Here is a 26,527-nt window from a genome sequence, read left to right as displayed (position 1 = left end):
GTTTTGGGGGGTGTTGGGGGGGGGGGGGGGGGGGGGCCCCAGGGTTCCTCATGAGGCGGGGGTACGCCAAAATCGTCACCCCGTGCCCGCCCCCTCCCACCCACACAAGACCATGGACTGCGCGTTCTTTTCATGCCCTTAACGCCATCAACCCAATGCTGTCAGAGTCTGGGCGCGACGGGCGAAGATTTTGGCGTACCCCCGCCTCATGAGGAGTCCGCCGCGCCCAGACTCTGACAGCTCTTTGCCGAGCCATACCGTTTACCATCCCAGCCCATGCACACTTCTGCCCTGGTTCTGTTTTCTGGTGGTCAAGACTCCACCACCTGTTTGGCCCATGCCTTGAGCCGCTATGAGCGGGTCGAAACCCTGGCCTTTGACTATGGCCAGCGCCATAAAGTCGAGCTGGATGCCCGCCTGCACGTGTTGGCGGCCATGCGGGCGCGCTTTCCGGTGTGGGCTTCCAAAATGGGGGAAGACCATTTGCTGGATGCCGGCATTCTGGGGCAGATCAGCGACACCGCCTTGACCCGCGACACCGCCATCACCCTGGAAAGCTCGGGCTTGCCCAACACCTTTGTGCCGGGGCGCAACCTGTTGTTCCTGACGCTGGCCGCCGCCTTGGCTTACCGGCGCGGCTTGCAAGTGATCGTGACCGGGGTGTGTGAGACCGATTTTTCGGGCTACCCCGATTGCCGCGACGACACCATGAAGGCCATGCAAGTGGCCCTGTCGCTGGGTATGGACCGCAAACTGCTGATCGAAACCCCGCTCATGTGGATTGACAAGGCCCAGACTTGGCAGCTGGCGCACGATCTGGGCCAAAAAGCCGAGCCGGCCCAAGGCGGTCAGGCGCTGGTGGACTTGATCGTTGAACACACCCACACCTGCTATTTGGGCGACCGCAGCCTGCGCCACGAATGGGGCTATGGCTGTGGCCAGTGCCCGGCATGCCAGCTCAGGGCGGCGGGATTTGGGCGCTATTCAAAAGTCTGATGCGCGGTTTTTTTACAATAGGCCCCATGAAACCCCTGAATTACACCCGCGCCCAGGCGCTGCCCGAGATCTTGAAACACCGCATTGCCATCCTCGATGGGGCGATGGGCACCATGATCCAGCGCTTCAAACTCACTGAGGCCGACTACCGGGGGGAACGCTTCAAAGACTTCCCCAAAGACATCAAAGGCAACAACGAGCTGTTGAGCCTGACCCGACCCGATGTGGTCCGTGACATCCACGAAGGCTATCTGGCCGCCGGGGCCGACCTCATCGAGACCAATACCTTTGGTGCCACCACCATCGCACAGGCCGACTACGACATGCAGCACCTGGCCCGCGAGATGAACCTGGCTTCGGCAAAATTAGCCCGCGCGGCCTGCGACAAATTCTCGACCCCTGAAAAACCCCGTTTTGTGGTCGGCGCTTTGGGTCCCACGCCCAAAACCGCCAGCATCAGCCCCGACGTGAACGACGCCGGTGCCCGCAATGTGAATTTTGAGGAATTGCGTGCGGCTTACTGCGAACAGGTCGAGGCCCTGGTCGAAGGCGGCTCGGACGTGCTGTTGGTCGAAACGATTTTTGACACGCTCAACGCCAAGGCGGCGTTGTTTGCGATCGAAGAATTCTTCGAGAAAAGCGGGGAACGCTTGCCCCTCATCATCAGCGGCACCGTGACCGATGCCTCGGGCCGCATCTTGAGCGGCCAGACCGTCACCGCCTTTTGGCACAGCGTGCGCCACGCGCAGCCCTTGGCCATTGGTCTCAATTGCGCACTGGGCGCCACGCTCATGCGCCCCTATATCCAGGAGCTGAACAAGGTGGCCGGTGATACCTTCATCAGTTGCTACCCGAATGCGGGCTTGCCCAACCCCATGAGTGACACCGGTTTTGACGAAACCCCAGAGGTGACCAGCCGCTTGCTGCACGAGTTTGCCGCCGAAGGCCTGGTCAACATCGTCGGAGGCTGCTGCGGCACCACGCCAGACCACATCGGCGCCATCACCCGGGCGGTCGCGCCGCTGGTGCCGCGCAACGTGCACAGCGGCTTCTTTTACAAAGAAGCAGCCTAAGCGGTTTTTGTTGACCGCCCTCAGTCTTCCAGCAATAGCCGCTGTAGTTCTGAAACTTCTTGTGGGCTCAGCCCGACTGCGCCGTGCAAATAGCCGGGCATGCCGCCGTGCTGTGCATCCACCACCTCGAACGCGGCGTTCAAAAATTCGGGTTGTACTTGCCACAGCACCTGCATCACGTGCGGGTGGCCCTGGCCTTCCATTCGCACATCGCGCTTGTAGAGCTGGTTGGTGAGCAGATAGTCGTGCTCAATGGTGGGGCGGTCCACGCCCAGGGCCGACAACAGCAAGGCCGCCGCAAAACCCGTGCGGTCTTTGCCCGCTGTGCAGTGAAACACCTGGGGCGTGGGTTGCGCCAGCAAATGCTTCAAAAAAAGCCCGAAGGTGTCCGCGTTGTGGGTGACAAAATTGCGGTAGGTCTCACGCATCAATTCCACTGTTTCGTCAGTGGTGGGCACGATGCCTTGTGCCGACAGTGCCTGCATGCGGGCGATCACGGTGGGCTCGATCGTCAGCGCCACGCGCTGCACGCCAGGAATGGCATAGGGCGTGGCCATGTATTCGGCCACCCCCCGAAAGTCTAGGCTGTGCTGCACCCCCAGTGCCTGCAATTGCCCAAGGTCTTTGGGCGTCAGCCCCGCCAGATGGTCCGATCGAAACACATGGCCGCGTCGCACGCGCCGACCCTCGGCATTGCGGTAACCGCCAACATCGCGAAAATTTGAAGCGCCTTGCAGCAGGCCAGGTGTGAACGGGGTCATGACAGCCAAATGTTTGAAGAGTTCCACCATTGTCGAGGCCAGAGGTTTGCGCCCCGGTTGCTGCAGGCGACAAGCCCTGCTTTCTCTGATGCTTTCAAGCTTCTGCAGCATTGCAGCGGCCCGGTTAAAATCGGGGCTTCCCCAAGGAGCGTTGCAGCCCGCCGCCGTCTAGGTGCAGCAGGTCAGGCTTGGGGCCGTTCAATGTCTGAATGATCTTGCACAACGACGCTCACCTGTAAGCCCAAGGTGAGCCTGTGTCTGTTGTCGCGTCTGAAACCGTTTCTGTTCCCCCCTTGAAGTTGTCCGGTCTGGAGCCTGTCTCTATCGGCAGCGATTCGCTGTTTGTCAACGTTGGTGAGCGCACCAACGTGACCGGCTCCAAGGCATTTGCCCGCATGATCCTGAATGGCGAGTACGAGCAAGCCTTGGCTGTGGCGCGTCAGCAGGTGGAAAACGGCGCCCAAATCATCGACGTCAACATGGACGAAGCCATGCTCGACAGCCAGGCGGCGATGGTGCGCTTTTTGAATCTGATGGCTGGCGAGCCCGACATTGCCCGCGTGCCAGTGATGGTGGATTCTTCCAAATGGTCGGTGATTGAAGCCGGCTTGCGTTGCATCCAGGGCAAGGGCATCGTCAACTCCATCAGCATGAAAGAGGGCTTGGACGAGTTCAAGCGCCAGGCCACGCTGGTCAAGCGCTACGGTGCGGCGGCCGTGGTGATGGCGTTCGATGAAAAAGGTCAGGCCGACACATACGAACGCAAGATAGAAATTTGCGAACGCGCTTACCGTGTGCTGGTCGATGAGGTGCAATTCCCACCCGAAGACATCATTTTTGACCCCAATATTTTTGCGATTGCCACAGGCATCGAAGAGCACGACAACTATGCGGTGGATTTCATCAACGCCACGCGCTGGATCAAGCAACACTTGCCGGGTGCCAAGGTGTCGGGCGGCGTGTCCAACGTGAGTTTCAGCTTCAGGGGCAATGACCCGGTGCGCGAAGCCATCCACACCGTGTTCCTGTTCCACGCCATCCAGGCGGGCATGGACATGGGCATTGTCAACGCCGGCATGGTGGGTGTGTACGACGACCTCGAGCCCACACTGCGTGAACGCGTGGAAGACGTGGTGTTGAACCGGCGCCCCGATGCTGGCGAGCGTCTGGTGGAAATCGCAGACAGCGCCAAAGGCGCGGCCAAGGACGAAACCACCCGACTCGCATGGCGCGGCAATCCCGAGGCGCCAGTGACCGTGGCGCAGCGCTTCTCGCACGCCCTGGTGCACGGCATCACCGACTTCATCACCGACGACACCGAAGAGGCTTACCGCGGTATTTTGGCCCAGGGCGGTCGCCCGCTGCATGTGATCGAAGGCCCGCTGATGGACGGCATGAACGTGGTCGGCGACCTGTTCGGGCAAGGCAAGATGTTTTTGCCGCAAGTGGTCAAAAGCGCCCGTGTGATGAAGCAGGCGGTGGCGCATTTGCTGCCCTACATCGAAGCTGAAAAATTGGCCCAAGAAGCTGCCGGGCATGACGTGAAGGCCAAGGGCAAGATCGTGATCGCCACTGTCAAGGGCGATGTGCACGACATCGGAAAAAACATCGTCACCGTGGTTTTGCAGTGCAATAACTTCGAAGTGGTCAACATGGGTGTGATGGTGCCCTGTCACGAAATTTTGGCCAAGGCCAAGGCGGAAAAAGCCGACATCATCGGCCTGTCGGGTTTGATCACGCCCAGCCTCGAAGAGATGCAGTACGTGGCCAGCGAGATGGAAAAAGACCCGTATTTCCGTGATCGCCAGATGCCGCTGCTGATTGGTGGCGCGACTTGCAGCCGCGTCCACACCGCCGTGAAAATTGCACCCCACTACAGTGGCCCGGTGATGTATGTGCCCGATGCTTCACGCAGCGTGAGCGTGGCGCAAGGCTTGCTGTCTGAGCAAGCGACCCAATACATCGCCGAGCTGAACGCCGACTACAACAAGGTGCGTGAGCAGCACGCCAACAAAAAGCAAACCCCCATGTGGACGCTGGCGCAAGCCCGCGCCAACAAGACGCCGATCGACTGGGCCAAGGCCGTGCCCGCTGTGCCCAAATTCATCGGCCGTCGGGTCTTCAAAAACTTCGACCTGGCCGAGATCGCGCAGTACATCGACTGGGGCCCGTTCTTCCAGACTTGGGATTTGGCCGGGCCCTACCCCGCCATCCTGGACGACGAGATCGTGGGCGAGCAAGCCCGCAAGGTGTTGGCCGATGGCCAAGCCATGCTGCAAAGAATCATCGACGGCCGTTGGCTGACGGCCAACGCGGTGCTGGGCCTGTACCCCGCCAACACGGTGAACGACGACGACATCGCGCTGTACACGGACGCGTCGCGCAGCCAGCTGGCCATGACTTGGCGCGGCTTGCGACAGCAGTCCGAGAAACAACGCATCGATGGGGTGATGCGTCCCAGCCGTTGCTTGGCTGATTTTGTGGCGCCGCAAGGCAGCGCCAAAGACCATGTGGGCGTGTTCGCGGTCACCGCCGGCATTGGTGCTGACAAACGCGCCGAGGCCTTTGAGGCCGCGCACGATGACTACAACGCCATCATGCTCAAGTCGCTGGCCGACCGCCTGGCCGAAGCCCTGGCCGAATGTCTGCACAAAAAAGTGCGCACCGATCTGTGGGGCTATGCCGCCGGTGAAGCGCTGAGTCACGAAGACCTGATTGCCGAAAAATACCAGGGCATACGACCCGCGCCCGGCTACCCCGCCTGTCCCGATCACAGCGCTAAAAAAGCCATGTTTGAGCTGCTGCAGTGTGAAGACATTGGCATGGGCCTGACCGACAGCTTGGCCATGACCCCTGCTGCCAGCGTCTGCGGTTTTTACCTGGCACACCCTGATGCGCAGTACTTCAGTGTCGGCAAGCTGGGCGATGACCAGGTCAGGGATTTGGCAAAACGCAGTGGCGTGGAAGTCAACGCCCTGCAACGCTTGTTGGCGCCAAATCTGTGAACACCTCGCACCACTTCTGGACCGCCTGCGGCCACCAGCACCTGACGCGCAACGAGCGCGGCTGGATGAGCCCCACGCCAGACTATTGGCGCTTGTGGTTGCAGCGCCCTGAGCTCGCGCTGGTGCCTGAATCGTGCAAAGCTGAAAAGCGTTTGCACCAGGCCTTGCTGGATGCGCCATCGATGCAGGTGGCACCCGGTGACTTGAAAGCCGTCAAGGACGATGATGCGCGGGAGAACTACGAACTCTTTTTGCGCTTTCGTGACAACGTGGAGGCGGCCGGCTCTCTCGAAGCGGCTTACATGGGCTGGATGCGCAGTGGCGACGTCCAGTGGCCGCCACTGTTCATCGATCTGGTGGTGCAGGCCATCGTCTGCAATCTGCTGGAGGGTGTGGAGGATGCCTGGACTTGGCGTGCCGCTGAATTGCTCTTTCGCCGCCAGCGCATCACCGTCGAAGCGGGCCGCGTGCTGTCGGGTGACAGTGACACGCTGGACAGCTTGCAAGCCACGGGTGGCTTGGGCGAGATGGGCCGCCTGCTGATCGAAGGGGGTGCCCCACTCAAGGCGGTCGACGTGAAGGTGCTGCACCAGGACAATGCCGCGCGGTATTTTGTACAGCGCGAAGGCCTGGGTCGTTACGCGTTCTTGCTCGACATGACGCATGAAATCCAGAACGAGTTGCCCCACGGTTTGATTTTGAGCATGGTCAACGCCCGTTCGGGCCTGAAAGCTTTGTCCTGGGTGCTGGCCCGCTGGGTGCAACACTTTCTGGGTGTGGCGGTGCAGATCGAAGCCGTGCAAAAAGTGGACGATCCGAGTTGGCGCTGGCACGTGGGGCTGGACGCCACAGCCACGGCGCTGCTCAATGATTTGTACACGGGCAACGAGCTGGATGCCAAGCAACAACAGCAACTCATCAGCCTGTTCAAGCTGCGCTTTGACAACCCGCAAGACATGCGTGCCGATGTACAGGGCAAGCCGGTCTATCTGGGTTTGGCCATGAACGCGCAGGGCTTTCTCAAACTCAAGCCGCAAAACCTGTTGCTCAATTTGCCGCTGGCGGGCCCTGTCTGAATAGGCGAGAACGCCAATGCAAACGGATCAACCCTTGAGCAATTGGCTGCGGGCCTGAACCAAGCCCGCCATGGCCGATTCGTGCAGGGCATGCCGGCCCTGTTGCACCAAAGCCTGGCCAGATGACCAGACCTGCGACACCGCGCTGCTGCGGCTGCTGGCAAACACATGGCTGGCCAGCATCATCTCCGGGGGCAAGCCGGTCAGTGTGGGGTGCGAAGCGTCGAGCACGATGAAGTCGGCCTGCTGCCCTGGGGCCAAGCCCCCCACCGGCCTGCCGGCCGCTTGCGCGCCACCCGCCACAGCCCCTTGCCACAAGGCCTGGGCTACCTCTGGCTGCGTGGCGTCCGCGGCCACATTGCGCTGGCCCAGAGAAAGTCGCTGGCTGTATTCGAGCATCATCAAGTCCTCGGCAGGATGCACTGCAATGTGGCTGTCCGACCCAATGCCCCAGGCACCCTGGTGGCCTTGCCAGGTGGTGAACTCAAAAATGCCATCGCCCAGGTTGGCTTCGGTGGTGGGACACAGCCCAGCCACAGCGCCAGACTCTGCAGCACGGCGGTACTCTTGAGCGTCCATGTGGGTGGCGTGCACCAGGCACCAGCGCGCATTCACCGGGGCATGGTCAAGCAACCAAGCCACGGGGCGCTGCCCCGACCAGGCCAGGCATGCATCGACCTCGGCGCGTTGTTCGGCAATGTGGATGTGGATGGGCGCTGTGGCATCCAGCGCATCCAGGCCAAGGAGTATCTCGCGCAAACCCTCAGGCGGCACGGCACGCAAGGAATGCGGTGCCAGACCCAGTCGGGCAGATTGGGCCTGGCACAAAGGCTGCAGGCGCTCCAGCAAGCGCAGCATGGCGTCGGTGCTGTGGATGAAACGGCCTTGCCCTGCGGTGGGGGCCGTGCCACCAAAACCACTGGTCTGGTACAGCACGGGCAGCAGTGTCAGGCCCATGCCCGTGCGCTGGGCTGCGCGCATCAAAGCCAGTGACATCTCGGCCGGCTCGGCAAAAGCCTGGCCATGTGCAGCGTGGTGCAGGTAGTGAAATTCACAGACGCTGGTGTAGCCTGCTTCAAGCATTTCCACATACAGGCCGGTGGCGATGGCCTCCAGTTGCCCAGGGCTCAGTTGCGCTGCAAACCGGTACATCAGCGTGCGCCAACTCCAGAAGCTGTCTTGGGGGTTGCTGCGGTATTCGGTCAAGCCTGCCAGCGCACGCTGAAAAGCATGCGAGTGCAGGTTGGGCATGCCCGGTAACACCGGGCCCAGTGCGCGTGGCACATCGGCTGTGGGTGTTTGCCCGGCCACAATGGCTTGCCACTGGCCTTGAGCGGTCCATTGCAGCAGCACATCGCGCGCCCAGCCTGTCGGCAACAAGGCGTGTTCTGCGAAGAGTGAGTAGGTCATCGGCGTTCAGTGGGGTCGTCGTCTCAATGGCAAGCCAGATCGACGTGTGCTTTCGGTTGAAGTGGCCAGGTGGCAGGGGGGAATCAGACCGTGCTGGGCAAGGGCCGGTTGTGCCACAGCAAGATCAGCAGCACCCCGGGAATGGCCACGGCAGCGACCACTGGGTTGGCAAAGATCAAGGACAAGGACAGAAAATTGAGCAACCAGAAAGTCGGCTTGGCAATTGGCCGCGCCACAAAGCCGGTGTAGGCTGCACCCAGGCCCATCACGGCCACCACAGCACACACCGAGGCCAACAAAAACGCCGACCAGGTGAAATTAATCATCAGCAAGGCTGGGGTGTAGACAAAGGCAAAGGGCACCAGTGCTTTGCCCATGGACAGTCTGAACGCCGTCATGCCGGTGCGCATGGGTTCACTGCGTGCAATGCCCGCTGCGGCAAATGCTGCCAACGCCACAGGCGGTGTCACATCGGCCAGTACACCGTAATAAAAGACAAAGAAGTGGGTGGCCAGTTGCGGCACGCCCAGACCCGCCAGCGCAGGCGCCACGATGGCCGCCAGGATGATGTAGGTAGGTGTGGTCGGTACGCCTGAGCCCATGATGATGCAGGCCGCAGCCGTGAACAACAGCCCGAACAAGATGGTCACTTGTTTGAGTTCAAACATGTCGAATACGTCCAGCACCATGAACATTTGTGCGGCAACGCCCGACACATCGATCACCCAGGCGGAGAACTTGAAGCCCATGCCGGTCAGCGTGGTGATGCCCAGCACAAAGCCCACGCAGGCACAGGCCGCACCAATGCCCAGCGCCGCCTTGGCCCCCATCTCGAAGCCTTGTACCAAGGCCTGCGGCCCCACCGCCAGGCCGGTCATGTTCTTGCCCAGAGGGCCCAGCAGGCGCGGAATCCAGGAGCAAGCCACGGTGAGCGTGATGCCCCAGAAAGCCGCCAAGAAGGGTGTGAACTGCATCAACAGCAGGGTGACCATGACCACCAACGGAATGAACAAATGCCATGAACTTTTGATCACCCACATCAAAGATGGAATGTCTGACGGGTTCATGCCCTGCAATTTCAGACGCTTGGCTTCCAGGTGCACCATGAACAAGATGGCAAAGTAGTGCAGCATGGCGGGCACGATCGCCACCAGGATCAGGGTGTTGTACGGAATGCCCAGCGTCTCGGCCATGATGAAGGCCGCAGCGCCCATGATGGGCGGTGTGATTTGGCCGCCGCAAGAAGCAGAGGCCTCGACGGCGCCCGCAAAGCGCGGTGAAAAGCCTACTTTCTTCATGAGTGGAATCGTCATGACCCCGGTGGTCACGGTGTTGGCAATGGCCGAGCCGGAAATCATGCCAAACAGGCCAGAAGACACCACACTGACTTTGGCGGGGCCGCCCGAAAAACGGCCTGCCGCAATCGTGGCCAGGTTGACAAACAACTGCCCCAGCCCGGTGAGCTGGGCCATGATGCCGAACAGCACAAAGTGAAAGACGAAGGTGGCCACTACGCCGACGGGAATGCCGTAAATGCCTTCCGTGCCTTTGTACAGGTGGGCCACGATTCGCGACAGGCTGTAACCCCGGTGCGACAGGCCGCCCGGCAGGTAAGGCCCGAGCAGGCCGTAAAAAATAGCGGCGATGGCCAGCAAGGGCAAAAAGATGCCCATGGTTCTGCGGGTCGCCTCGATCACCATGGCAATGGCGATCACGCCCATCATCAAATCCAGCGGTGTGTGCTGGCCGGGCCGCTCAATGTAGATGTGTTCAAAGAAAACCAGCAGGTACAGCGAAAAGCCCGAGGCCAGTGCGGCAAACACCCAGTCGCGCCATGGAATGTGGGTGTGGCTGCCATCAAAGTGTTTGAAGGGCAGGGACAAGCCAGCCAGCGCGACCAGCACCGCCATGAAGGCGTAGCGCATGGCGTCGGGTATTGGCTCTGAGAGCTTGCTCAGCAGGCTCCAGCCCATGAACAGGTAAAACAACACCAGGCCGATTGAGACCGTCCACTCCCAGTGGCCTGGCAGGCGCTTTTGGCGTGGAAAAACCAAAAAGCAAAGCCCCAGCACCACCGACAAGTGAATCGCACGGTGGGCAATCTCGTTGTGCAGACCAAAGCCGGCGGTGTAGAAGTGCCAGGCCGACAGACCGGCACACAAAACCATCACGATCTTGGCGCTCCAGCCGGCCAAGCGGCGAAAACTCGATTCGGGGTCGAACTGTTCAATCAGACGATCGATTTCTTGCTGCTTGGTCGTCATGGGTTTTCCATCATGGCAATGGGCAATTTTCAGCCCGCATTTCAATTGATTTCTGGCTCAGCTGGCCCAGCAAAAATTCGCGTTGATCCGGCAGCACCACCCGCATCGCTTGGGCTGGTAAAGGCAAAACTACCAGGGGGTCGACCACCCGGTCCAGCAGCAAGCGCCAACCGGGCCCATGCCGTTCGAGGCGCTCACCCGAGGCTGCGGCAGTCGGAAGGCCGTAGCCTTCTCCTTCAAAGCGCTCTTCTACCAAATGCGCGCGCCAGCCTTGTGGGCCAGGGCGCCAGACATAGCGGTCCAGCACTGGGGTGCCCAAAACAGAGTGGGTGAAAGCCACATCAAAGGCAGGCAGGGTCGGGTTCAATGGCAAACGGCTCAACAAAATGCCGCTGCGGTGTTCGGTCAGCACCAGCTCGCAAGCCCCTGCTGCCAGGGGGGTGCCCAAGCCAGCAAGTACCAGCGCCAACGCCCATGGGGCTTGGCGCCTGGGGCATCTCACTTGGCAATGCCCTTTTCCTTGAAGTAGCGCAAGGCACCGGGGTGCAGGGGCACGCTGGCCACAGCGGTTGCAGTGTTCAGCGTGATGTTTTTGCCTTGAACATGCACCTGACCCATGATGGCGGTGTTTTCATACAAGGCCTTGGTCACTTCGTAAGCCACGTTTTCGGGCACGCCATCGTGTGTGGCCCAAATCGCCATCACCGCCAGGGTGGGCACCACAGCGGTTTGCCCCTTGTAGCTGTTGGCAGGCAATTGCACTTGGGTGTAGTAGGGCTGCTCTTTGAGCAAGGTGGCCACTTCGGGGCCAGACAGCGGGATGATCTTCAGGGCATGGCTTTGGGCAAAGTCGGTCACGGCCGCCACGGGCACACCGCCGGTGATCAGGGTGGCGTGCAAGTTGCCGTCCTTGATTTTGTCAACAGCTTGCGTGAAGGAAGAGCTGTCCTCCTTCACGTCGGTCCGGGCCATGCCATGGACCTTGAGCAAGTCGGTCACCAGTTGGTACTGGCCTGAGCCGGGCGCACCTGAAGAGATGCTTTTGCCCTTGAGGTCCTTGACACTGTTGATGCCCGAATCGGCACGGGTGATCAGCTGCACGGTCTCGGGGTAGAGGGCGCCCAATGCGCGCAGGTTTTTCAGGGGCGCGTTGGCAAACTGTGCCTTGCCGTTGTAGGCGGCATCCAGAATGTCTGCCGCCACGAAGGCCGACTCGATGTCTTTGGTGCCCAAAAGTTTCGCGTTGCCCACCGAGGCGCCGGCGGCTTCTGCGGTGGCAGTGATTTTTTTGCCATCGACCGACGCTTTGTTGGAAATCAATTGGGCCAGCATGCCGCCCAAGGGGTAGTAAGTTCCACCTGTACCGCCGGTGGCGATGCCAAAGAAAACGCGCTGTTGGGCGACAGCAGCGCCCGAGAGGACGGCAGCAGAAGCCACCAGGGTCAAGACCAGTCGGCGAGTGATTTTCATCGGGGGATCCTTGTGAGTGGTTGATTCGTTCAAAATGTCAGCCATGAACCTGTGCCTCAAGGCATGGGTTGCACGCAGGTTTACAGTGTGGTGTGGAATGCCCTCCCTTGTAAAGCCTTCGCCAAAATTGATACTCAACATCAATAAAACCAATACAGCCACTTTCCGTCCAAGACAGCCGCACCCCCCAACCATGAAAAAACGTTCTGCAGACAAGTTGTTGCCACCCTCTTGGGAGCAATTGGGCAGTTGGGTGGCGCTGGTGGAAACCGGCTCTGTGTCGGCCGCAGCCCATCGGCTGGAGATTTCCCAGGCGGGTGTTTCCCAGCATGTGCGGCAGCTTGAAGAATCACTGGGGGCCTCCTTGCTGGACCGATCCACCCGGCCTGCGCACCCGACCGCATCCGGGCAACGCTTGTACGAGCAAGCCCACGACCTGCTCTCGCGGGCAGGCCAGATGGCCGAAACCGTGCGCGCCTTGAGCCGCAGCAAAAGGTCTTTGCTCCGACTGGGATGCGTCGACTCCTTTGCCGCGGTGATTGGCCCGCAGATGGTGCGGGGCCTGGCTGGGCGTGTCCAGCGCCTCAGACTGATTTCAGGCATCAATCCCGGCTTGGCCGAGCAGTTTGACAACCACCAGCTCGATGTGTTGATCACCACCGACGACCCCAAACCTGTTCCAGGGCGCGAATGTCTGGCCTTGTTTTCGGAGCAATTTTTGCTGGCTGTTCCGCTGGAACTGCAAGTGCCGCCCTTGGCGTCTTTGCACCAGCTCAGTCGGCAAAGACCGTTCATGCACTACAGCACCCGTTCCAAAATGGGGTCCTTGGTGGACGCGTACCTGAGCCGCCATGACCCCGAGATCGAGCGTGTTTTTGAATTTGATGCGACCGACCCTTTGTTGAGCCTGGTGCGCGAAGACCTTGGCATCGCGCTGACAACCCCTTTGTGCCTTTGGCAATCGCGCTACCACGCCATGCGGCTGAAGTGCGTGCCCTTGAGCGTCTTGCGCCACAAGGGTCAGGCTTATCCGCCCTTGAAGCGGACTTTTTACCTCGTCTACCGACCAGATGAGTTGGGGCCATTGGCCCAGGACATCGCCGCCATGGTGCGCGTGGCGGTGCGTGATCTGCAGCGCCAATGGGTGGCCGAGCTGAAATTACCAGCCGATTTGTTGAGCGTGGACGAAGACAGCAGACCCTGAGCCATTTGGCGCCATGGCTGATGCTGATGTTCAACGGATGCAAAACTGAAAGCACGCTGGGGCTTGGCCATTAAGCTTGCACCCAACGACTGGAGTGCGATGTGAATTCATGGGATGCGATTGTGATTGGGGCCGGGGTGATCGGCACATCGGTGGCCTACAACCTGGCGGCCCTGGGCGCCAAACGTGTTTTGGTGCTGGAGCGCGATCAAATCGGCTCGGGCACCACCTCACAATCCAGTGGCATCCTGCGCACCCACTATTCTGTGCTGGAGAACATGGCGCTGGCCCAGCAGTCCTGGACCGTGTTTGAAAACTTTGCCGCGCATTTGCAAGACGAAGACGCCAGCGCCGGTTTGGTGCGTTGCGGGTATCTGATTGCTTCACCCGAAGGCCCCAAGCTGTCGCCTTTGCGCGATGCCCTGGCTGCACAAGAGGCGCGCAGCATCGCAGTCAGCCGGCTCAGCCCCCAAGAGGCGGCTGAGATCCTGCCTATTTGCCGTTTTGACGACGCGGCTTTGATTGGCTTTGAGCCTGAGGCCGGCTTTGCCGATGCCTATCTGGTGGCCAGCAGTTACGCGCGTGCAGCCCGCAGACTGGGCGTGAAGTTCATGGAAGGTGAGCGGGTCACGCGTTTGCTGGTGCAACAAGGCCGCGTTTCAGGCGTCGAGACGGCCAGTGGGGTGTTCCATGCACCCGTGGTCATCAGCACGCAAAATATCTGGGCGCAGGAGCTGTCCGAATGGACGGGCATTCAGGTGCCTCTGACGCCCGAGCGGCATAAGGTGATTTCGCTCGAAGGCCCCCAGGCGTACACCTATGCCATGCCGGTTTACAAAGACCTGGGTTCGCACGGCATGCTGTATTGCCGCAGTTATGGCGGGCGACAAATGTTGGTGAGTGAGGGCACAGCGGGCGAAACCCTGAGCGGGCCAGACAATACCCAGGGTGAGATTTCCATGGACGATGTGGTGCACTTGGGCGAACAGGTTTCGGACCGCTTCCCCTCGTTTGCCGAAGCCGGCCTGGCTTCGTCATGGACGGGCGTGTACGACGTGACGCCTGACTGGAATCCGGTGTTGGGCAGCGTGCCGGATGTGCCAGGTTTGGTGGTGGGCTTTGGTTTTTCAGGCCACGGTTTCAAGCTCTCGCCAGCAGTTGGCCGGGTGTTGGCCCAACAAGCCCTGGGCTTGCCCACCGATGTGCCTTTGGCGCCCTATGCCCTAGAGCGCTTCAGAACTGGCCACTTACTGCACGGTCGGTATGGCTCAGGCGCGGTGGCCTGAGCCTTTCATCGGTCACCAGCGCAAGCAGCGCGAGCCCAGCAGCGCACCCAAGCCCGTGCTCAGGGCCATGCCCAGCACATACCAGACGGCGAAAAACGTCAGGCTGGTTTCGGGGCAGTGCATCGAATAAATGCTCGCCGCCAGGCTGCCCGCCAGCACACCCGCCACCGCGCCAGCGAACACGGGTCGGGTGGGGGCCAGCTGACGCAAGGCCCAGAGTAAAGCACCCAGTACTGGCAAAGACAAGGCCGCAATGCTCACTGAGCAGACCTGCCATGAGTCGCCCATCCACTGCGCGTTACGAGCGCCCGACTCGGTTTGCAGCACTTGCACCAAGCCCAGGCTGAGCATGGCCAAAAGCGCCAGGCCGATGCCCGACAGGGTGTGACCTGCCCCCAAGCCGGGCCGGGCCAGGCGAAACAGGCCGTACAGACTGAAGCCCATCAAGGCGGCCAACCACAGCATCTTGGTGGCAAAGGCGGGGTGTGTCGCCATCTCGCCCATGCGCGGGTTCACACCAAACAAGGCGAGCAACAACACGCCACAGACCACTGCGCCCAGCGCCAGTTTGCGCAGCAACTGCTGGGGCACGGGTTTTTGCGGCTGCAGCGTGTCGCTGGCCAGCAAGGCAATCAGGTCGTTTGTCTTCATGCGCTCGCTCCCCATTTGGCCATCAGGGTTTTCAGACCCCGATGAATGTTGACTTTGACAGAGGCTTCACTTTGTCCGGTCCGCTGGGCGGTTTCTGTGATTGACAAGCCAATCAGCCGCGTGTGCTCGATGGCTTCACGCTGGCGCGCAGGCAAGTCGGCCAGCATGATGGCCAGATCCTTGTGCGCATCGCTGGCCTGTTCTTCGCTGTCCACCGCCAGGGTGTCTGTCCAGTCATCGATATCGTCATGCAGCCCTTCACGGCGGCCGTGAGCCCGCAGGTGATCGACCCATTTGTAGCGCGCAATCGCGTACATCCAAGCCGTCAGGGGCTGGTCGCTTTGATAGGTGTGGCGTTTTTGATGGATGGCCATCAGCGTTTCTTGCACAAGGTCCTCGACATCACTGGATTGAGATTGCATTCGCTTTTGCAGAAAGCGCCGCACATGACCACTCATGAGTGTCAATGCACGTTGGTAGCTGGCGGCATCCCCCAGAAGGGATTGCATCCACACCGCGTGCAGTTCGGTTTCAATGGTTTGCAGGCTTTCGCTCAATTCAGTTCGTCCGGCGGGGTGAAAAAGTTACAGATACAAATGGAAACAAATAGGCAAATTATTTCGTAACTTTGCAGTGCTTGGAAGCGGATTAAACCATGACAGCGATTCACAAGTGCTACACGGCACCGACAAAAGCGGTCAATTTAAAACCTTCATTGTTTCAACCTTCCAGGAGTTTTTCATGAACAAGCAACACCTCATCACCATCGCTTTGGGCACTGCATTTGCGGCCGTCACCCTTTTGCCTGCCCATGCTGCTGGCAACCCGTTTGCTGCCAAAACCCTGGATGCGGGCTACCAAGTCGCCCAGGCCGACATGAAGATGGACAGCAAAGCCAAAGACGGCAAGTGTGGTGAAGGCAAGTGTGGCGCTGACAAAAAAATGGGTGCCAAGGCCAAGGACGGCAAGTGTGGCGAAGCCAAATGCGGTGCTGACAAAAAGATGGACAGCAAAGCCAAAGATGGCAAGTGCGGCGAAGCCAAGTGCGGCGCTGACAAAAAGAAGTAAATCGGTCCAACCATTTTGGGTTCATGAACTTTGCGCACGCACCCAAGGGGGTGTGCAGAGGGCATGAAGCCCTGCATTTAAAACTTCATTCGTGGGCAATTCATATGGCACGCCACACACACAGCATCGGCGTTGACAACACTTGGTCAGGCTTGGGATTTCGCCGCGAATTGATTCCTGCTCTTCAACAGGCGGTACCCGAAGCCATCGGTTTTTTTGAGGTGGCCCCTGAAAACTGGGCTGGCATGGGTGGCCGCGCAGGCCGCGACTTGCGCGCCTTCACCGAACGCTACCCCTTTGTCTGCCATGGTCTGTCCTTGTCATTGGGCGGCCCCGGGCCACTTGACGACATCTTGCTGCGCCGCACCCGCGACTTCATGCGCGAACACGGCATGAGCCTGTTCACCGAACACCTGTCCTGGTGCGCTGACGACAGCCACTTGTATGACCTGCTGCCCATCCCCATGACCGAAGAGGCCGTGCGTTACACGGCCGAACGCATCGCCCGTGTGCAAGATATTTTGGGCATGCGCATCGGGGTAGAAAACGCCTCCGCCTACATCGCCCCACCGGGTGCCGAAATGACCGAGGCCGAATTTGTGCGCGCCGTGGTCGAGCAGGCCGACTGCCTGCTGCACTTAGACGTGAACAACATTTACGTCAACAGCCAGAACTTTTGTTTTGACCCCCATGCTTATTTGCTCCAACTGCCGCTGGAGCGCACCTGCTATGTGCATGTGGCTGGGCACTATGTCGAAGACGATGGCTTGCTCATCGACACCCACGGCAGCGACGTGATCGACCCCGTGTGGCAACTGCTGCAAGCGGCCTACCAGCGCATCGGGCACCCGGTGCTCACATGCTTGGAACGCGACTTCAACATCCCTGAGCTGCAGACACTGACACAAGAAGTGGAGCACATCGCCCGCTTGCAACAACAAGTGTTGGGCCTGCCGTGTTTGCAGTCGCAAGTGCCTGCATCCAGCTCAACCAGGCAGGTGGCGTGATGTTGGCTTTTCAAAAATTTCAACACGATCTGGCGCAACACCTGCGCGATCCGCACCACACCCCTCGCCCATTTGGTGTGCCCGCTCGCCGCATGGCGGTTTACAACGAACTGCTGTTCAACAATATTTGTGGCTTTGTGGACAGCTGCTTTCCGGTTTGCCGCCAGATGTTGGGCGAAGGCCCTTGGCGCAGGCTGTGCCGCACCTTTTACCGAGACTGGCCATCGCACACCCCTTGGTTCCGCGAGATTCCGCGTGAGTTTGTGCGCTACCTGAGCGAACACGCCATCGCCCAACCCCTGCCACGTTGGTTGGCCGATCTGGCCCACTACGAATGGGCTGAACTGGTGGTGGATGTGATGGACGTACCGCTGCCCGCACACGACCCGCGAGGCGACTTGATGCAAGCACCTGTGCTGCTCAACCCCGCACGCGTGGATGTGGTCAGCGAATGGCCGGTGCACCGAATGGGCCCAAACTGGCAAGTGCGCAAACCCGAGGCCACTTTTTTGGTGGTGTTTCGTGATGCTCATCACGAGGTGCAATTCACCGAAATCAACGCCGTCACGGCCCATGTCATCACCCTGCTGGACAGCGGTTTGACAGGCCAGCAAACCTTTGCGCAACTCGCCCACGAGATGGGCCACCCCGATCCGGATGCTTTGCAAGGCTTTGGACAACAACTCCTCATCAGCCTGCGCGAGCAAGGCGTCTTACTGGGAACACGGACATGAAAAACGCTTTCAACATCGGCCGACATGCCATCACCGCACTCGACATGATCGGTTTGTGGATCGGGCTGCTCAGCTTGCGCCTCTTGCTGGCCTGGGAGTTTGGCGAGGCTGGGTTTGAAAAACTGCACGGCAACAACTGGTTTGCAGACATTCAGGGTCAGTTTCCCTGGCCTTTCAATCTGATCCCGGCGGATTTGAACTGGGCCTTGGCCACGGGCTTTGAAATCGTTGGGGCCATCGCCTTGGTCATCGGTTTGGGCACACGGTTCTTTTCGGCATCGCTGATGGCCCTCTCGGTGGTGGCCATGCTGAGCGTGCACTGGCCCGAATCCTGGTCCACCTTCGACGAGTTGCTCAAGGGCTATGCCCTGACCGACAAAGGCCATGGCAACTTCAAGCTGCCCGTGATCTACCTCGCAATGTTGCTGCCCCTGGTGTTCATGGGGCCTGGGCGTTTGTCGCTGGATGCACTGGTTCGAAGGTGGATCGCCCCAGTTTGACCGCTTGACAACAATTTTTGAAGGACTTGACACATGAAACACCCGATTACCACCTTTTCTGCTTGGGGCTTGGCACTGTCTTTATGGACATTCGGAGGGACAGCAAACGCACTGGATATTTCTGCCTACAGTGCCCAGGCTTTGTCGCAAAAACAGCAAGCGGGCGAAGCCGTGAGCCTGCACTTTCATGCCAAATGGTGCCCCACTTGCCTGGTGCAAGAAAAAGTGTTCAACAGCTTCCAAGGCGACGCTTCGGTGCCTGGCACTTTGCTGGTGGTGGACTACGACCAAGAGCGCCAACTCAAGCGCGAGATGGGCATTCGTTCGCAGTCGACCTTGATCGTCTTCAAGGGCAAGGAACAAAAGCACCGTTCGGGGGGTGTGACCGACCCGCAAGCGCTGAAGTCGGCGTTGTTGTCGGCTCAGTAAGCCATTCCCCTCTACCCACTTGCGAGCACGTCATGGATTTGGCCTTTAGTCACCTGGGTTTGAGTTTGCTGGCCGGGAGCTTGACCACTTTGTCGCCTTGCGTCTTCCCCATCTTGCCCATGGTGCTGGGCGGGGCTGCGCAGGGCAATCGCTGGGCGCCCTTGGCGATGGGTGTGGGCATGGCCTTGTCGTTTGCGGGCATCGGCGTGGTGCTGGGTGCGGCAGGTCCGGCCATGGGGTTGGACAGCGAGCATGTGCGCTTGTTCGGTGCGGTGCTGTTGATGGCGCTGGGCGCCATGATGTGGGTGCCGGTGTTGAACGAGCGCTTCACCCAATGGATGATGCCGCTGGCCAGTGGGGCTAACGGCGCGTCATCGCGTCTGAAGGGCGACACGCTGGGTGGGGCATTGCTGTTGGGCGCTGTGTTGGGCTTGGTCTGGAGCCCTTGCTCAGGCCCCTTGCTGGCTGCGGCCTTGACCTTGGTCGCCAGCGAAGGCGGTGCCGTTCGCGGCGGCATGGTGTTGGGGCTGTTTGGCATGGGCGCAGCCATCCCCTTGGTGGCGGTGGCCTATGCCTCGCGCCAGGGCTTTCAGTCGGTGCGCGAGAAGGTGCTGGCGCATGGAGACCGGGTCAAGAAGGTGTTTGGTGGCCTGATTTTTCTGGCAGGCGTGGCCATTGCTACGGGCGCTGACAAATGGCTCGAAGCCCAAGTCGTACCCTTGTTGCCAGACGCCTGGTTGCGTGCGACCACCTTGTTTTGAGGCTTTTTTGACCCAATGGCCCGAGTCATGCAGCGAATTGGCATGCTGCGAAAATGCATACCTTTGGCTTTTAACCGTGAACAGCGCCGCGCAGGCGGTCTCTTTCAACATGAGCTCTTCATTTCAGATCAACCGTCGCCAGACCTTGACCCTTGCAGGTGCTGCCGCCTTGACCCCCTGGGCCGCGCAGGCCGTTGCCCCCGCATCCACCGTGGCCTGGGCTGACACCGAACGCACTGCCCGTGGCCAGACGGTTTACTTCAACGCCTGGGCGGGCAGCGAGCGCATCAATGCTTACCTGCAATGGGCAGCGGCCGAGTTGCAGCGCGATTTTGGTGTCAAGCTGCAACACGTCAAGATCACGGATGCGGCCGATGTGGTCAAGCGCGTGCGGGCTGAAAAACAGGCGGGCCGCCAAGACACCCAAGGTACGGTCGATCTGGTCTGGATCAATGGCGAAAACTTTGCTGCCATGAAGCGCGATGGTCTGCTGTCCAAGCCGTTCGCTCTGGCTTTGCCGAATTTTCAGTGGGTAGACACAGTTGGTAAGCCCACCACGCTGGTGGATTTTTCGGTGCCCACCGAAGGGCTGGAGTCGCCCTGGGGCATGGCCCAGCTGACATTTTTTGCCGACAGCCAACGCCTGCCCAAACCACCACAAAGCATGGCCGAGCTACTGGCCTTGGCCCGCATGCAGCCCGGGCGCATCACCTACCCACGCCCGCCCAATTTTCATGGCACCACCTTCATCAAGCAGGCGCTGATCGAACACGCAACCGATGCCAAAGCCCTGGCCCAGCCCGTCACGCCCACTGCGCTAGAGGCGCAAGTGGCCCCGCTGTGGCGTTTTCTGGACGCACTGCATCCGCACTTGTGGCGCGGTGGCAAACAGTTTCCGCAAAACTCGGCGGCGGTGCGCCAGATGATGGCCGACGGTGAGTTGTTGCTGGCCCTCACCTTCAACCCCAACGAAGCGGCCAACGAGATCGCCGCCAAACGCCTGCCCGCCACCGTGCAAAGCTGGCAGTTTGCCAAAGGCACCATCGGTAACACCCACTTTGTTGCTATCCCGTACAACGCGCCCAGCAAAGCCGCTGCGCAGGTGGTGGCCAACTTTTTGTTGTCACCCGCTGCGCAGGCGCGCAAAGCCGACATCGACGTGTGGGGCGACCCCACCGTGCTGGATGTGACCCGCTTGCCTGTCGCTGAGCGTGCACGCTTTCAGGGCACCATGCGCCCTGGGCAACTGAGCCACAGTGCACCCGTGTTGCCCGAGCCCCACGCCTCATGGGTCGATGCGCTCGAAAAAGAGTGGATTCGCCGCTACGGCGTTTGAGCCCGTTGGTACCTTTGTTGCTGTGCCTGATTGTTGGCCTGCCGATGGGCTGGGCGCTGTGGGCCGCGCTGGTGCAGGCCCTTGACGCGTCCGCCTGGCAGGCCCTGTGGGCCGACCCACAAACCTTGCGCGCTTGGAGCATGACGCTGTGGACCGGGCTGGTTTCGACGCTCCTGGTGTGGTGGTCGGTGGCACGGTTGCTGGCCAATGGCTTCATCCGCCAAAAGCTGGCCAGCTGGCTGAGCCTTGTGCCCGCTTGGCTGGCCACGCCGCATGCGGCCATGGCCATTGGCTTGGTGCTGTGGCTTTCGCCCAGCGGTTGGGCATTGCGCTGGGTATCGCCCGGTCTCACAGGCTTTGACGCGCCGCCGCCTTGGTTGACCACGCAAGACCCGTGGGGCCTGGGTTTGATCCTGGCACTCTGGCTCAAGGAGGTGCCTTTTTTGCTGTGGGTCGCTGCCACGCAAATGCAGCGCGAAGACCTGCGTCGCCGCTGGCAGGCTGAATCTGCACTCGCTCAAACTTTGGGCCATCCGCCCGCGCAAGCCTTCGCCCAAGTGGTCTGGCCGCAGCTGGCTCCGCGCTTGCGCTGGCCGTTGCTGGCGGTCTTGGCCTATGGCCTGACGGTGGTGGACATGGCGCTGATCATTGGCCCTGCATCGCCGCCCACATTGGCGGTGCTGGCCTGGCAGTGGCTGGGCGATGCCGATGCGGCCATGCAGGCGCAGGGGGTGGCGGCTGCGGGCTTGCTCACTGTCAGCGTTGCGCTGTTGGCAGCTTGTGCTGTCGCGGTTTTGCAAGCGACGGTCGTCTTGCGCAGATTCACGAGCAGTGGCTCGCTTCCACATTCAGCCAAGGGCCTTCATGCGGCGGGTCTGAGTGGTAGGCCGCCCCTGCAGCCAAAGGGTGGTTTGGCTAACCCCTTGCATTTTTTAGCAAGGCACCCCTGCCGCCGAATGTCTTGGGTTTGGGGCACCATCGGCCTGGCCTATATTGCCGTCTGGTTTGCGCTGGCCGTGGGCAGTGTGTCGGGCGTGTGGCCATTCCCCAAATTGTGGCCATCGCTTTGGACAGGCGATGCCTGGGCACAAGTGATGGCCAGTGCCAACACCGTCTGGACCACGCTGGGCCTTGCCGTCGCGTCGGCCAGCCTGTGCCTCATCTGGTCAATCGCCTGGCTTGAAACCGCCAGCCACCGCTGGCAACAAGTGCTGCGTCCGGTCTGGTTGCTGCCACTGGTGCTGCCATCGGTGTTGTGGGTAGTGGGGCTTTACAGCATCGCGCTGCAATGGCATCTGGAGGGGCAATGGCTGGGCTTGTTGCTGGCGCACTCGGTCATGGTCTTGCCTTATGTGCTGCTGGCCTTGGAGCCCGCTTACCGGGCGGTGGACCCGCGCCAACGCGCCTTGGTCGCCAGCCTGGGCCATGGCCGCTGGGCTTATTTGGCCCGCGTCAAATGGCCATTGCTGAAACGCGCTATCACCTCGGCCTGGGCGGTAGGCTTTGCCGTCAGCGTGGCGCAGTACCTGCCCACACTCTATGTAGGCGCAGGCCGCTTTGCCACCATCACCACCGAAGCCGTCACCCTCGCATCTGGTGCGCAGCGCTCGCTCATGAGCGCCTATGCTGCTTTGCAAATGCTCTTGCCCGTGTTGGTCTTTGCTTGGGCCGCCTGGCTGGGCAGGCCACGCCAATTTGAGAAAATCAAGCCTATGAAAGACCAGGCATGAACCCGATACTGCAGGTGGATATTGACCGTTTGGGCACCCCCACACAGGCGATGGTGCAAAGCCTGCGCCTGCAAGTGGCCGCGGGCGAGATCCTCACGCTCATGGGCCCCAGCGGCTGCGGAAAAAGCTCGGTGCTGGCCGCCATCGCAGGCACGCTGGCCAGTGTGTCCGAAGGCCTGCAGCCCTTGCAGTTTGCAGGCCGCGTGCTGCTGAATGGCCACGACCTCACGCCGTTGCCAACGCACCTGCGCGGAGTGGGCCTGGTGTTTCAGGATGCGCTGCTGTTTGCACACATGACGGTGGCCGAAAACCTGCTGTTTGCTGTGCCTCGCAGCTTGCCACTTGCACAGCGCCAGGCGCGTGTGCAGCAAGCCCTGCAAGAGGCTGACTTGGCCGGTTTGGGCTCACGCGATCCGTCCACCTTGTCGGGCGGGCAACGCGCCCGCGTGGCACTCATGCGGGCGCTGCTGGCCGAGCCACAAGCCTTGTTGCTGGACGAGCCATTTTCCAAACTCGACGCCGCCTTGCGCGCGCAGTTGCGGCCTTGGGTGTTTGCCCATGTGCGCGAGCGGCGTATCCCGGTGGTGCTGGTCACGCACGACGAACAAGATGTGGCCGACCCGCTGCGCGTGGTGCACTTGCGCGCCGCCACCGAAGAAACCCCAAGCCATGTTTGACCGCCACGCCCAAACCCTGTTGCGCCCCGCGCTCCACTTCGCCGCACGCGGCTTGGTGCGCGCAGGCGTCAGGGCCGACGCGCTGACCTGGTTGGGCTTTGCCATTGGCATGGCCGCCGCCGTGGCCATTGCGCTGCAAGCGTGGTGGTGGGGCTTGGCGTTGCTGCTGGCCTCGCGCTTGCTCGACGGCCTGGACGGCAGCGTGGCCCGCCTGACCCAGCCCACCGACGCGGGTGGCTTCTTGGACATCGCGCTGGATTTCGTGTTTTATGCCGCCATCCCCCTGGCCTTTGCGGTGGCCAACCCCGCCACCAACGCGCTGCCCGCCGCAGCCCTGCTGGCCAGCTTCATCGGCACCGGGAGCAGCTTTCTCGCCTTTGCCGTGATGGCCGAAAAGCGCGGCCTGACGGACACCGCCTTACCGGGCAAAAGCTTTTACTTCTTGGGCGGCCTCACCGAAGCCACCGAGACCATCACCGTGTTTGCCGCCATGTGCATCTGGCCGGAACACTTTGCGGTGTTGGCTTATGGGTTTGCGGGCTTGTGTGCGGTGACGACGGGGATGCGGGTTGGTTGGGGGTTTCAGCGTTTGAAGTAACGATGTTCAAGGAATCGTATCGTCAGACAAGAGGAACAAACGTTGCTATAACTTGTGCGCTTTAGCGTTGAACGTCGCGGCGGGTTGAGCCGGTAAAAAGCTGACGGGGGCGGCCAATTTTGTATTCAGGGTCACTGATCATTTCGTTCAATTGAGCGATCCAACCGACGGTACGAGCCAAGGCGAAGATGCCAGTGAACAGGTTCACGGGTATGCCGATTGCGCGCTGCACGATGCCCGAGTAAAAATCCACGTTAGGGTAGAGCTTGCGACTGACAAAATAGTCGTCCTCTAAGGCGATTTTTTCCAGTTCTTTTGCCAACTTAAAAAGAGGGTCGTTCTCCAAGCCCAACTCGGCCAGCACTTCATTGCAGGTTTCTTGCATCAGCTTGGCGCGGGGGTCATAGTTTTTGTAGACACGGTGACCAAAGCCCATGAGCTTGATGGTTGAGTTTTTGTCTTTTACCTGGTTCATAAACTCGCCAACTTTAGCAACACCACCCTTGGCTTGTATTTCTTCGAGCATTTTCAGGCAGGCTTCGTTGGCCCCACCGTGGGCAGGCCCCCACAAGCAAGCAACGCCTGCCGCGATAGCCGCAAACGGGTTGGTACCAGACGAGCCGCATAAACGAACGGTAGAGGTGGATGCGTTTTGCTCGTGTTCCGCATGCAGGATAAATATGCGATCCATAGCGCGTTCGAGTACCGGGCTGACTTTGTAGTCTTCACAGGGCGTACCAAACATCATGCGAAGAAAGTTGCCTGCATACGAGAGGTTGTTACGTGGGTACATATAGGGCTGGCCAAGTCCGTACTTGTAGGCCATGGCAACCAGGGTGGGCATTTTTGCGATCAGGCGAATAGCGGCGATGTGCCGGTGTTCAGGGTTGTTGATGTCTGTGCTGTCGTGGTAAAAGGCCGACATGGCACCCACCAGACCGGTCAGAACGGCCATTGGATGGGCGTCGCGTCGAAAGCCGCGCAGAAAAAACTGCATCTGCTCATTGACCATGGTGTGCTCATTGACCAGCTTGTGGAAGTCAGTGCTTTGCTGACCTACAGGCAATTCTCCGTTCAGCAAAAGGTAGCAGGTGTCTAAAAAGTCGGCTTTTTCGGCCAGTTGTTCAATCGGGTAGCCGCGGTACAGCAGTTCACCCTTGTCACCGTCAATGAAGGTGATGGCCGATTGACAAGAGGCGGTGGACAGGAAACCCGGGTCGTAGGTGAACATGTCGCTTTTGGAGTACAGCTTGCGAATGTCAATCACGTCTGGACCGATGTTGCCTTTATAAACTGGAAGTTCAATGGAAGGGCTGCCATTGCTAAACGACAGCGTGGCTTTGTAGTCAGCGAGTTTCATGCGGAATCCTTTGTTAATGAACATCTAAAAAGGTGTTGCGAGCAATCTCAGAACTCAATGGCAGCATTGAGCCTTCCTTTTTCTGAATCAGCGGTACCCCATTTTTCACAGCGACAATCTCCGCTGCGATCGACACAGCAATTTCGGCCGGTGTCCTTCCGCCCAAGTCCAGTCCTATGGGGCCATGCAGGCGATCGATCTCCGTCTTGGATAAGTCAAACATGGCAAGCCGCTCTTTACGTACTGCGGTATTGTTTCGCGATCCGAGTGCTCCGACGTAGAAAGCAGGCGATCTCAATGCTTCCAACAGCACCATATCGTCCAGCTTAGGATCATGTGTCAATGCGACGACTGCACTGTGTGGATCCAGCTCAAGTCGCAAGACAAGGTCGTCGGGCATTTCTTTGCTGAACGCAGTGCCTTTGACATCCCAAGTGAGGTGATATTCTTCACGTGGGTCGCAACAAATGACCTCAAAGTCCAGTGACAAGGCCATTTGAGCCAGTACCCGCGAGAGCTGACCGGCCCCAACGATCAGAAGCCGCCAACGGGGACCGAAAAGCGCGCGCAAGCGGATGCCGTTGAATTCAAATTGCTCCCCTCTTGCCGCGGTTTCAATTACGATTTCGCCTGTGTTTAGATCCAGCGTGCGTGCCACCAGTTGGTGCCTTGATGTCAGGCTCAAAATCTCATCGATCCACTTCACGCACTGCAAAGGCTCTTGTACCAAGCGCAAGTTGCCTCCGCAGGGTAAGCCGAAGCGAGCGGCTTCTTCTTTGCTGACACCGTAGGTGATTAGCGATGGGTTTGAGACCCGCTCTCCGGTGCGAACGCGTTCTATCAAATCGTCTTCAACGCAGCCACCAGAAACCGACCCCACGACCAGGCCGTCGCTGCGCAAACAAAGCAACGCACCAGGCGGGCGCGGTGCCGACCCCCATGTTTCTATGACGGTGACCAGCCAAACGCGATGACCCTCCTTAAACCAGTCACGTGCCTGCGATAAAACCTGTAAATCTAAACTGTCCATGGCGCTTACTTTTTTACCAAGGCCAACATTGGATGGGCTTGAGTTTCGATGGTTGGGCACAGCCCTGCCAGGCAGTGATGAGACGTTTGCTCGGATTCGTT

General features: G+C 60.0%; 25 protein-coding genes and 1 riboswitch. Of the genes, 16 read left to right on the top strand and 9 right to left on the bottom strand.

Annotated features, from left to right (window positions below; all coding sequences use genetic code 11):
* Window positions 1–276 precede the first annotated feature (276 nt).
* Both queC and ACIQ3A_RS04935 read left to right on the top strand, forming a co-directional pair.
* Window positions 277–996, top strand: a complete 720-nt coding sequence (gene queC / locus ACIQ3A_RS04940) for a 7-cyano-7-deazaguanine synthase QueC (RefSeq protein ID WP_396430645.1) — start codon at window positions 277–279, stop codon at window positions 994–996.
* 26 nt (window positions 997–1,022) lie between these two features.
* The gene (locus ACIQ3A_RS04935) at window positions 1,023–2,069 is read left to right on the top strand and encodes a homocysteine S-methyltransferase family protein (protein WP_396430644.1); all 1,047 of its coding nucleotides are present in this window, start codon (window positions 1,023–1,025) and stop codon (window positions 2,067–2,069) included.
* Window positions 2,070–2,089: 20 nt separating this feature from the next.
* Here the strand turns inward: ACIQ3A_RS04935 and ACIQ3A_RS04930 are convergent, their stop codons facing one another.
* On the bottom strand, window positions 2,090–2,830 hold the full coding sequence (locus ACIQ3A_RS04930) for a tyrosine-protein phosphatase (RefSeq protein ID WP_396430643.1): 741 nt from the start codon (window positions 2,828–2,830) through the stop codon (window positions 2,090–2,092).
* A 137-nt stretch (window positions 2,831–2,967) separates the two neighbouring features.
* A riboswitch (S-adenosyl-L-homocysteine riboswitch) is annotated at window positions 2,968–3,068 on the top strand.
* A 55-nt stretch (window positions 3,069–3,123) separates the two neighbouring features.
* On the opposite strand from ACIQ3A_RS04930, the gene metH reads away from it, so the two are divergent.
* Together metH and ACIQ3A_RS04920 are read left to right on the top strand one after the other, a co-directional pair.
* The gene (gene metH, locus ACIQ3A_RS04925) at window positions 3,124–5,835 is read left to right on the top strand and encodes a methionine synthase (RefSeq protein ID WP_396430646.1); all 2,712 of its coding nucleotides are present in this window, start codon (window positions 3,124–3,126) and stop codon (window positions 5,833–5,835) included.
* Entirely contained in the window at window positions 5,832–6,911 is a 1,080-nt protein-coding gene (locus ACIQ3A_RS04920) for a DUF6352 family protein (RefSeq protein ID WP_396430642.1), read from the top strand. Before metH ends, ACIQ3A_RS04920 begins: the two co-directional genes overlap by 4 nt.
* A gap of 27 nt (window positions 6,912–6,938) precedes the next feature.
* Here ACIQ3A_RS04920 and ACIQ3A_RS04915 read toward each other — a convergent pair whose 3' ends face one another.
* From ACIQ3A_RS04915 to ACIQ3A_RS04900, 4 genes are all read right to left on the bottom strand, one after another.
* Window positions 6,939–8,321, bottom strand: coding sequence for a formimidoylglutamate deiminase (locus ACIQ3A_RS04915; protein ID WP_396430641.1), 1,383 nt, complete (start codon window positions 8,319–8,321; stop codon window positions 6,939–6,941).
* 83 nt (window positions 8,322–8,404) lie between these two features.
* Complete coding sequence (locus ACIQ3A_RS04910; RefSeq protein WP_396430640.1) at window positions 8,405–10,585, bottom strand: TRAP transporter permease; 2,181 nt, start codon at window positions 10,583–10,585, stop codon at window positions 8,405–8,407.
* 10 nt (window positions 10,586–10,595) lie between these two features.
* Window positions 10,596–11,033: a DUF1850 domain-containing protein gene (locus ACIQ3A_RS04905; RefSeq protein ID WP_396430639.1), complete on the bottom strand. Its 438-nt coding sequence runs from the start codon at window positions 11,031–11,033 to the stop codon at window positions 10,596–10,598.
* Between the two features lie 50 nt (window positions 11,034–11,083).
* Window positions 11,084–12,055 (bottom strand): TAXI family TRAP transporter solute-binding subunit, encoded by a 972-nt coding sequence (locus ACIQ3A_RS04900; protein ID WP_108405963.1) that lies wholly within the window; start codon window positions 12,053–12,055, stop codon window positions 11,084–11,086.
* Window positions 12,056–12,248: 193 nt separating this feature from the next.
* Between ACIQ3A_RS04900 and ACIQ3A_RS04895 the strand changes: the two genes are divergently transcribed.
* Together ACIQ3A_RS04895 and ACIQ3A_RS04890 are read left to right on the top strand one after the other, a co-directional pair.
* A complete protein-coding gene (locus ACIQ3A_RS04895) occupies window positions 12,249–13,259 on the top strand; it encodes a LysR family transcriptional regulator (protein WP_396430638.1) in 1,011 nt (336 codons plus the stop codon).
* A gap of 101 nt (window positions 13,260–13,360) precedes the next feature.
* Entirely contained in the window at window positions 13,361–14,545 is a 1,185-nt protein-coding gene (locus ACIQ3A_RS04890) for an NAD(P)/FAD-dependent oxidoreductase (RefSeq protein ID WP_396430637.1), read from the top strand.
* Between the two features lie 12 nt (window positions 14,546–14,557).
* Here the strand turns inward: ACIQ3A_RS04890 and ACIQ3A_RS04885 are convergent, their stop codons facing one another.
* Both ACIQ3A_RS04885 and ACIQ3A_RS04880 read right to left on the bottom strand, forming a co-directional pair.
* Entirely contained in the window at window positions 14,558–15,196 is a 639-nt protein-coding gene (locus ACIQ3A_RS04885; protein ID WP_396430636.1) for an NrsF family protein, read from the bottom strand.
* Complete coding sequence (locus ACIQ3A_RS04880) at window positions 15,193–15,753, bottom strand: sigma-70 family RNA polymerase sigma factor (protein ID WP_396430635.1); 561 nt, start codon at window positions 15,751–15,753, stop codon at window positions 15,193–15,195. The genes ACIQ3A_RS04885 and ACIQ3A_RS04880 overlap by 4 nt, the downstream gene beginning before the upstream one ends.
* 184 nt (window positions 15,754–15,937) lie before the next feature.
* Here ACIQ3A_RS04880 and ACIQ3A_RS04875 point away from each other — a divergent pair, with 184 nt between their 5' ends.
* The 10 genes from ACIQ3A_RS04875 to ACIQ3A_RS04830 all read left to right on the top strand — a co-directional run bounded on the left by ACIQ3A_RS04875 (window position 15,938) and on the right by ACIQ3A_RS04830 (window position 24,036).
* Window positions 15,938–16,264, top strand: a complete 327-nt coding sequence (locus ACIQ3A_RS04875; RefSeq protein WP_108406015.1) for a hypothetical protein — start codon at window positions 15,938–15,940, stop codon at window positions 16,262–16,264.
* Between the two features lie 104 nt (window positions 16,265–16,368).
* Window positions 16,369–17,271, top strand: a complete 903-nt coding sequence (locus ACIQ3A_RS04870; RefSeq protein ID WP_396430634.1) for a DUF692 domain-containing protein — start codon at window positions 16,369–16,371, stop codon at window positions 17,269–17,271.
* On the top strand, window positions 17,271–18,005 hold the full coding sequence (locus ACIQ3A_RS04865) for a DUF2063 domain-containing protein (RefSeq protein ID WP_396430633.1): 735 nt from the start codon (window positions 17,271–17,273) through the stop codon (window positions 18,003–18,005). The genes ACIQ3A_RS04870 and ACIQ3A_RS04865 overlap by 1 nt, the downstream gene beginning before the upstream one ends.
* Window positions 18,002–18,505: a DoxX family protein gene (locus tag ACIQ3A_RS04860; RefSeq protein WP_396430632.1), complete on the top strand. Its 504-nt coding sequence runs from the start codon at window positions 18,002–18,004 to the stop codon at window positions 18,503–18,505. The genes ACIQ3A_RS04865 and ACIQ3A_RS04860 overlap by 4 nt, the downstream gene beginning before the upstream one ends.
* 33 nt (window positions 18,506–18,538) lie before the next feature.
* Window positions 18,539–18,934, top strand: coding sequence for a thioredoxin family protein (locus ACIQ3A_RS04855; RefSeq protein ID WP_396430631.1), 396 nt, complete (start codon window positions 18,539–18,541; stop codon window positions 18,932–18,934).
* Between the two features lie 32 nt (window positions 18,935–18,966).
* A complete protein-coding gene (locus ACIQ3A_RS04850; protein WP_396430630.1) occupies window positions 18,967–19,695 on the top strand; it encodes a cytochrome c biogenesis CcdA family protein in 729 nt (242 codons plus the stop codon).
* Window positions 19,696–19,804: 109 nt separating this feature from the next.
* Window positions 19,805–21,031, top strand: a complete 1,227-nt coding sequence (locus ACIQ3A_RS04845) for an ABC transporter substrate-binding protein (RefSeq protein WP_396430629.1) — start codon at window positions 19,805–19,807, stop codon at window positions 21,029–21,031.
* The gene (locus ACIQ3A_RS04840; RefSeq protein WP_396430628.1) at window positions 21,028–22,761 is read left to right on the top strand and encodes an ABC transporter permease; all 1,734 of its coding nucleotides are present in this window, start codon (window positions 21,028–21,030) and stop codon (window positions 22,759–22,761) included. The genes ACIQ3A_RS04845 and ACIQ3A_RS04840 overlap by 4 nt, the downstream gene beginning before the upstream one ends.
* Window positions 22,758–23,438 (top strand): ATP-binding cassette domain-containing protein, encoded by a 681-nt coding sequence (locus ACIQ3A_RS04835; RefSeq protein WP_396430627.1) that lies wholly within the window; start codon window positions 22,758–22,760, stop codon window positions 23,436–23,438. The genes ACIQ3A_RS04840 and ACIQ3A_RS04835 overlap by 4 nt, the downstream gene beginning before the upstream one ends.
* Window positions 23,431–24,036 carry a CDP-alcohol phosphatidyltransferase family protein gene (locus tag ACIQ3A_RS04830; RefSeq protein WP_396430626.1) on the top strand — a complete coding sequence of 202 codons (606 nt, stop codon included), beginning with the start codon at window positions 23,431–23,433 and terminating at the stop codon, window positions 24,034–24,036. The genes ACIQ3A_RS04835 and ACIQ3A_RS04830 overlap by 8 nt, the downstream gene beginning before the upstream one ends.
* Before the next feature lie 61 nt (window positions 24,037–24,097).
* Here the strand turns inward: ACIQ3A_RS04830 and gltA are convergent, their stop codons facing one another.
* Window positions 24,098–25,396, bottom strand: coding sequence for a citrate synthase (gene gltA / locus ACIQ3A_RS04825; protein WP_396430625.1), 1,299 nt, complete (start codon window positions 25,394–25,396; stop codon window positions 24,098–24,100).
* 13 nt (window positions 25,397–25,409) lie between these two features.
* Complete coding sequence (locus tag ACIQ3A_RS04820; RefSeq protein ID WP_396430624.1) at window positions 25,410–26,426, bottom strand: XdhC family protein; 1,017 nt, start codon at window positions 26,424–26,426, stop codon at window positions 25,410–25,412.
* Window positions 26,427–26,527 lie beyond the last annotated feature (101 nt).

This window comes from Limnohabitans sp., from assembly GCF_044361985.1.
In the GTDB taxonomy this organism is placed as follows: domain Bacteria; phylum Pseudomonadota; class Gammaproteobacteria; order Burkholderiales; family Burkholderiaceae_C; genus Limnohabitans_A.
Note: the sequence above shows the minus strand (reverse complement) of the source record. Positions and strands in the feature narration are given on the sequence as shown.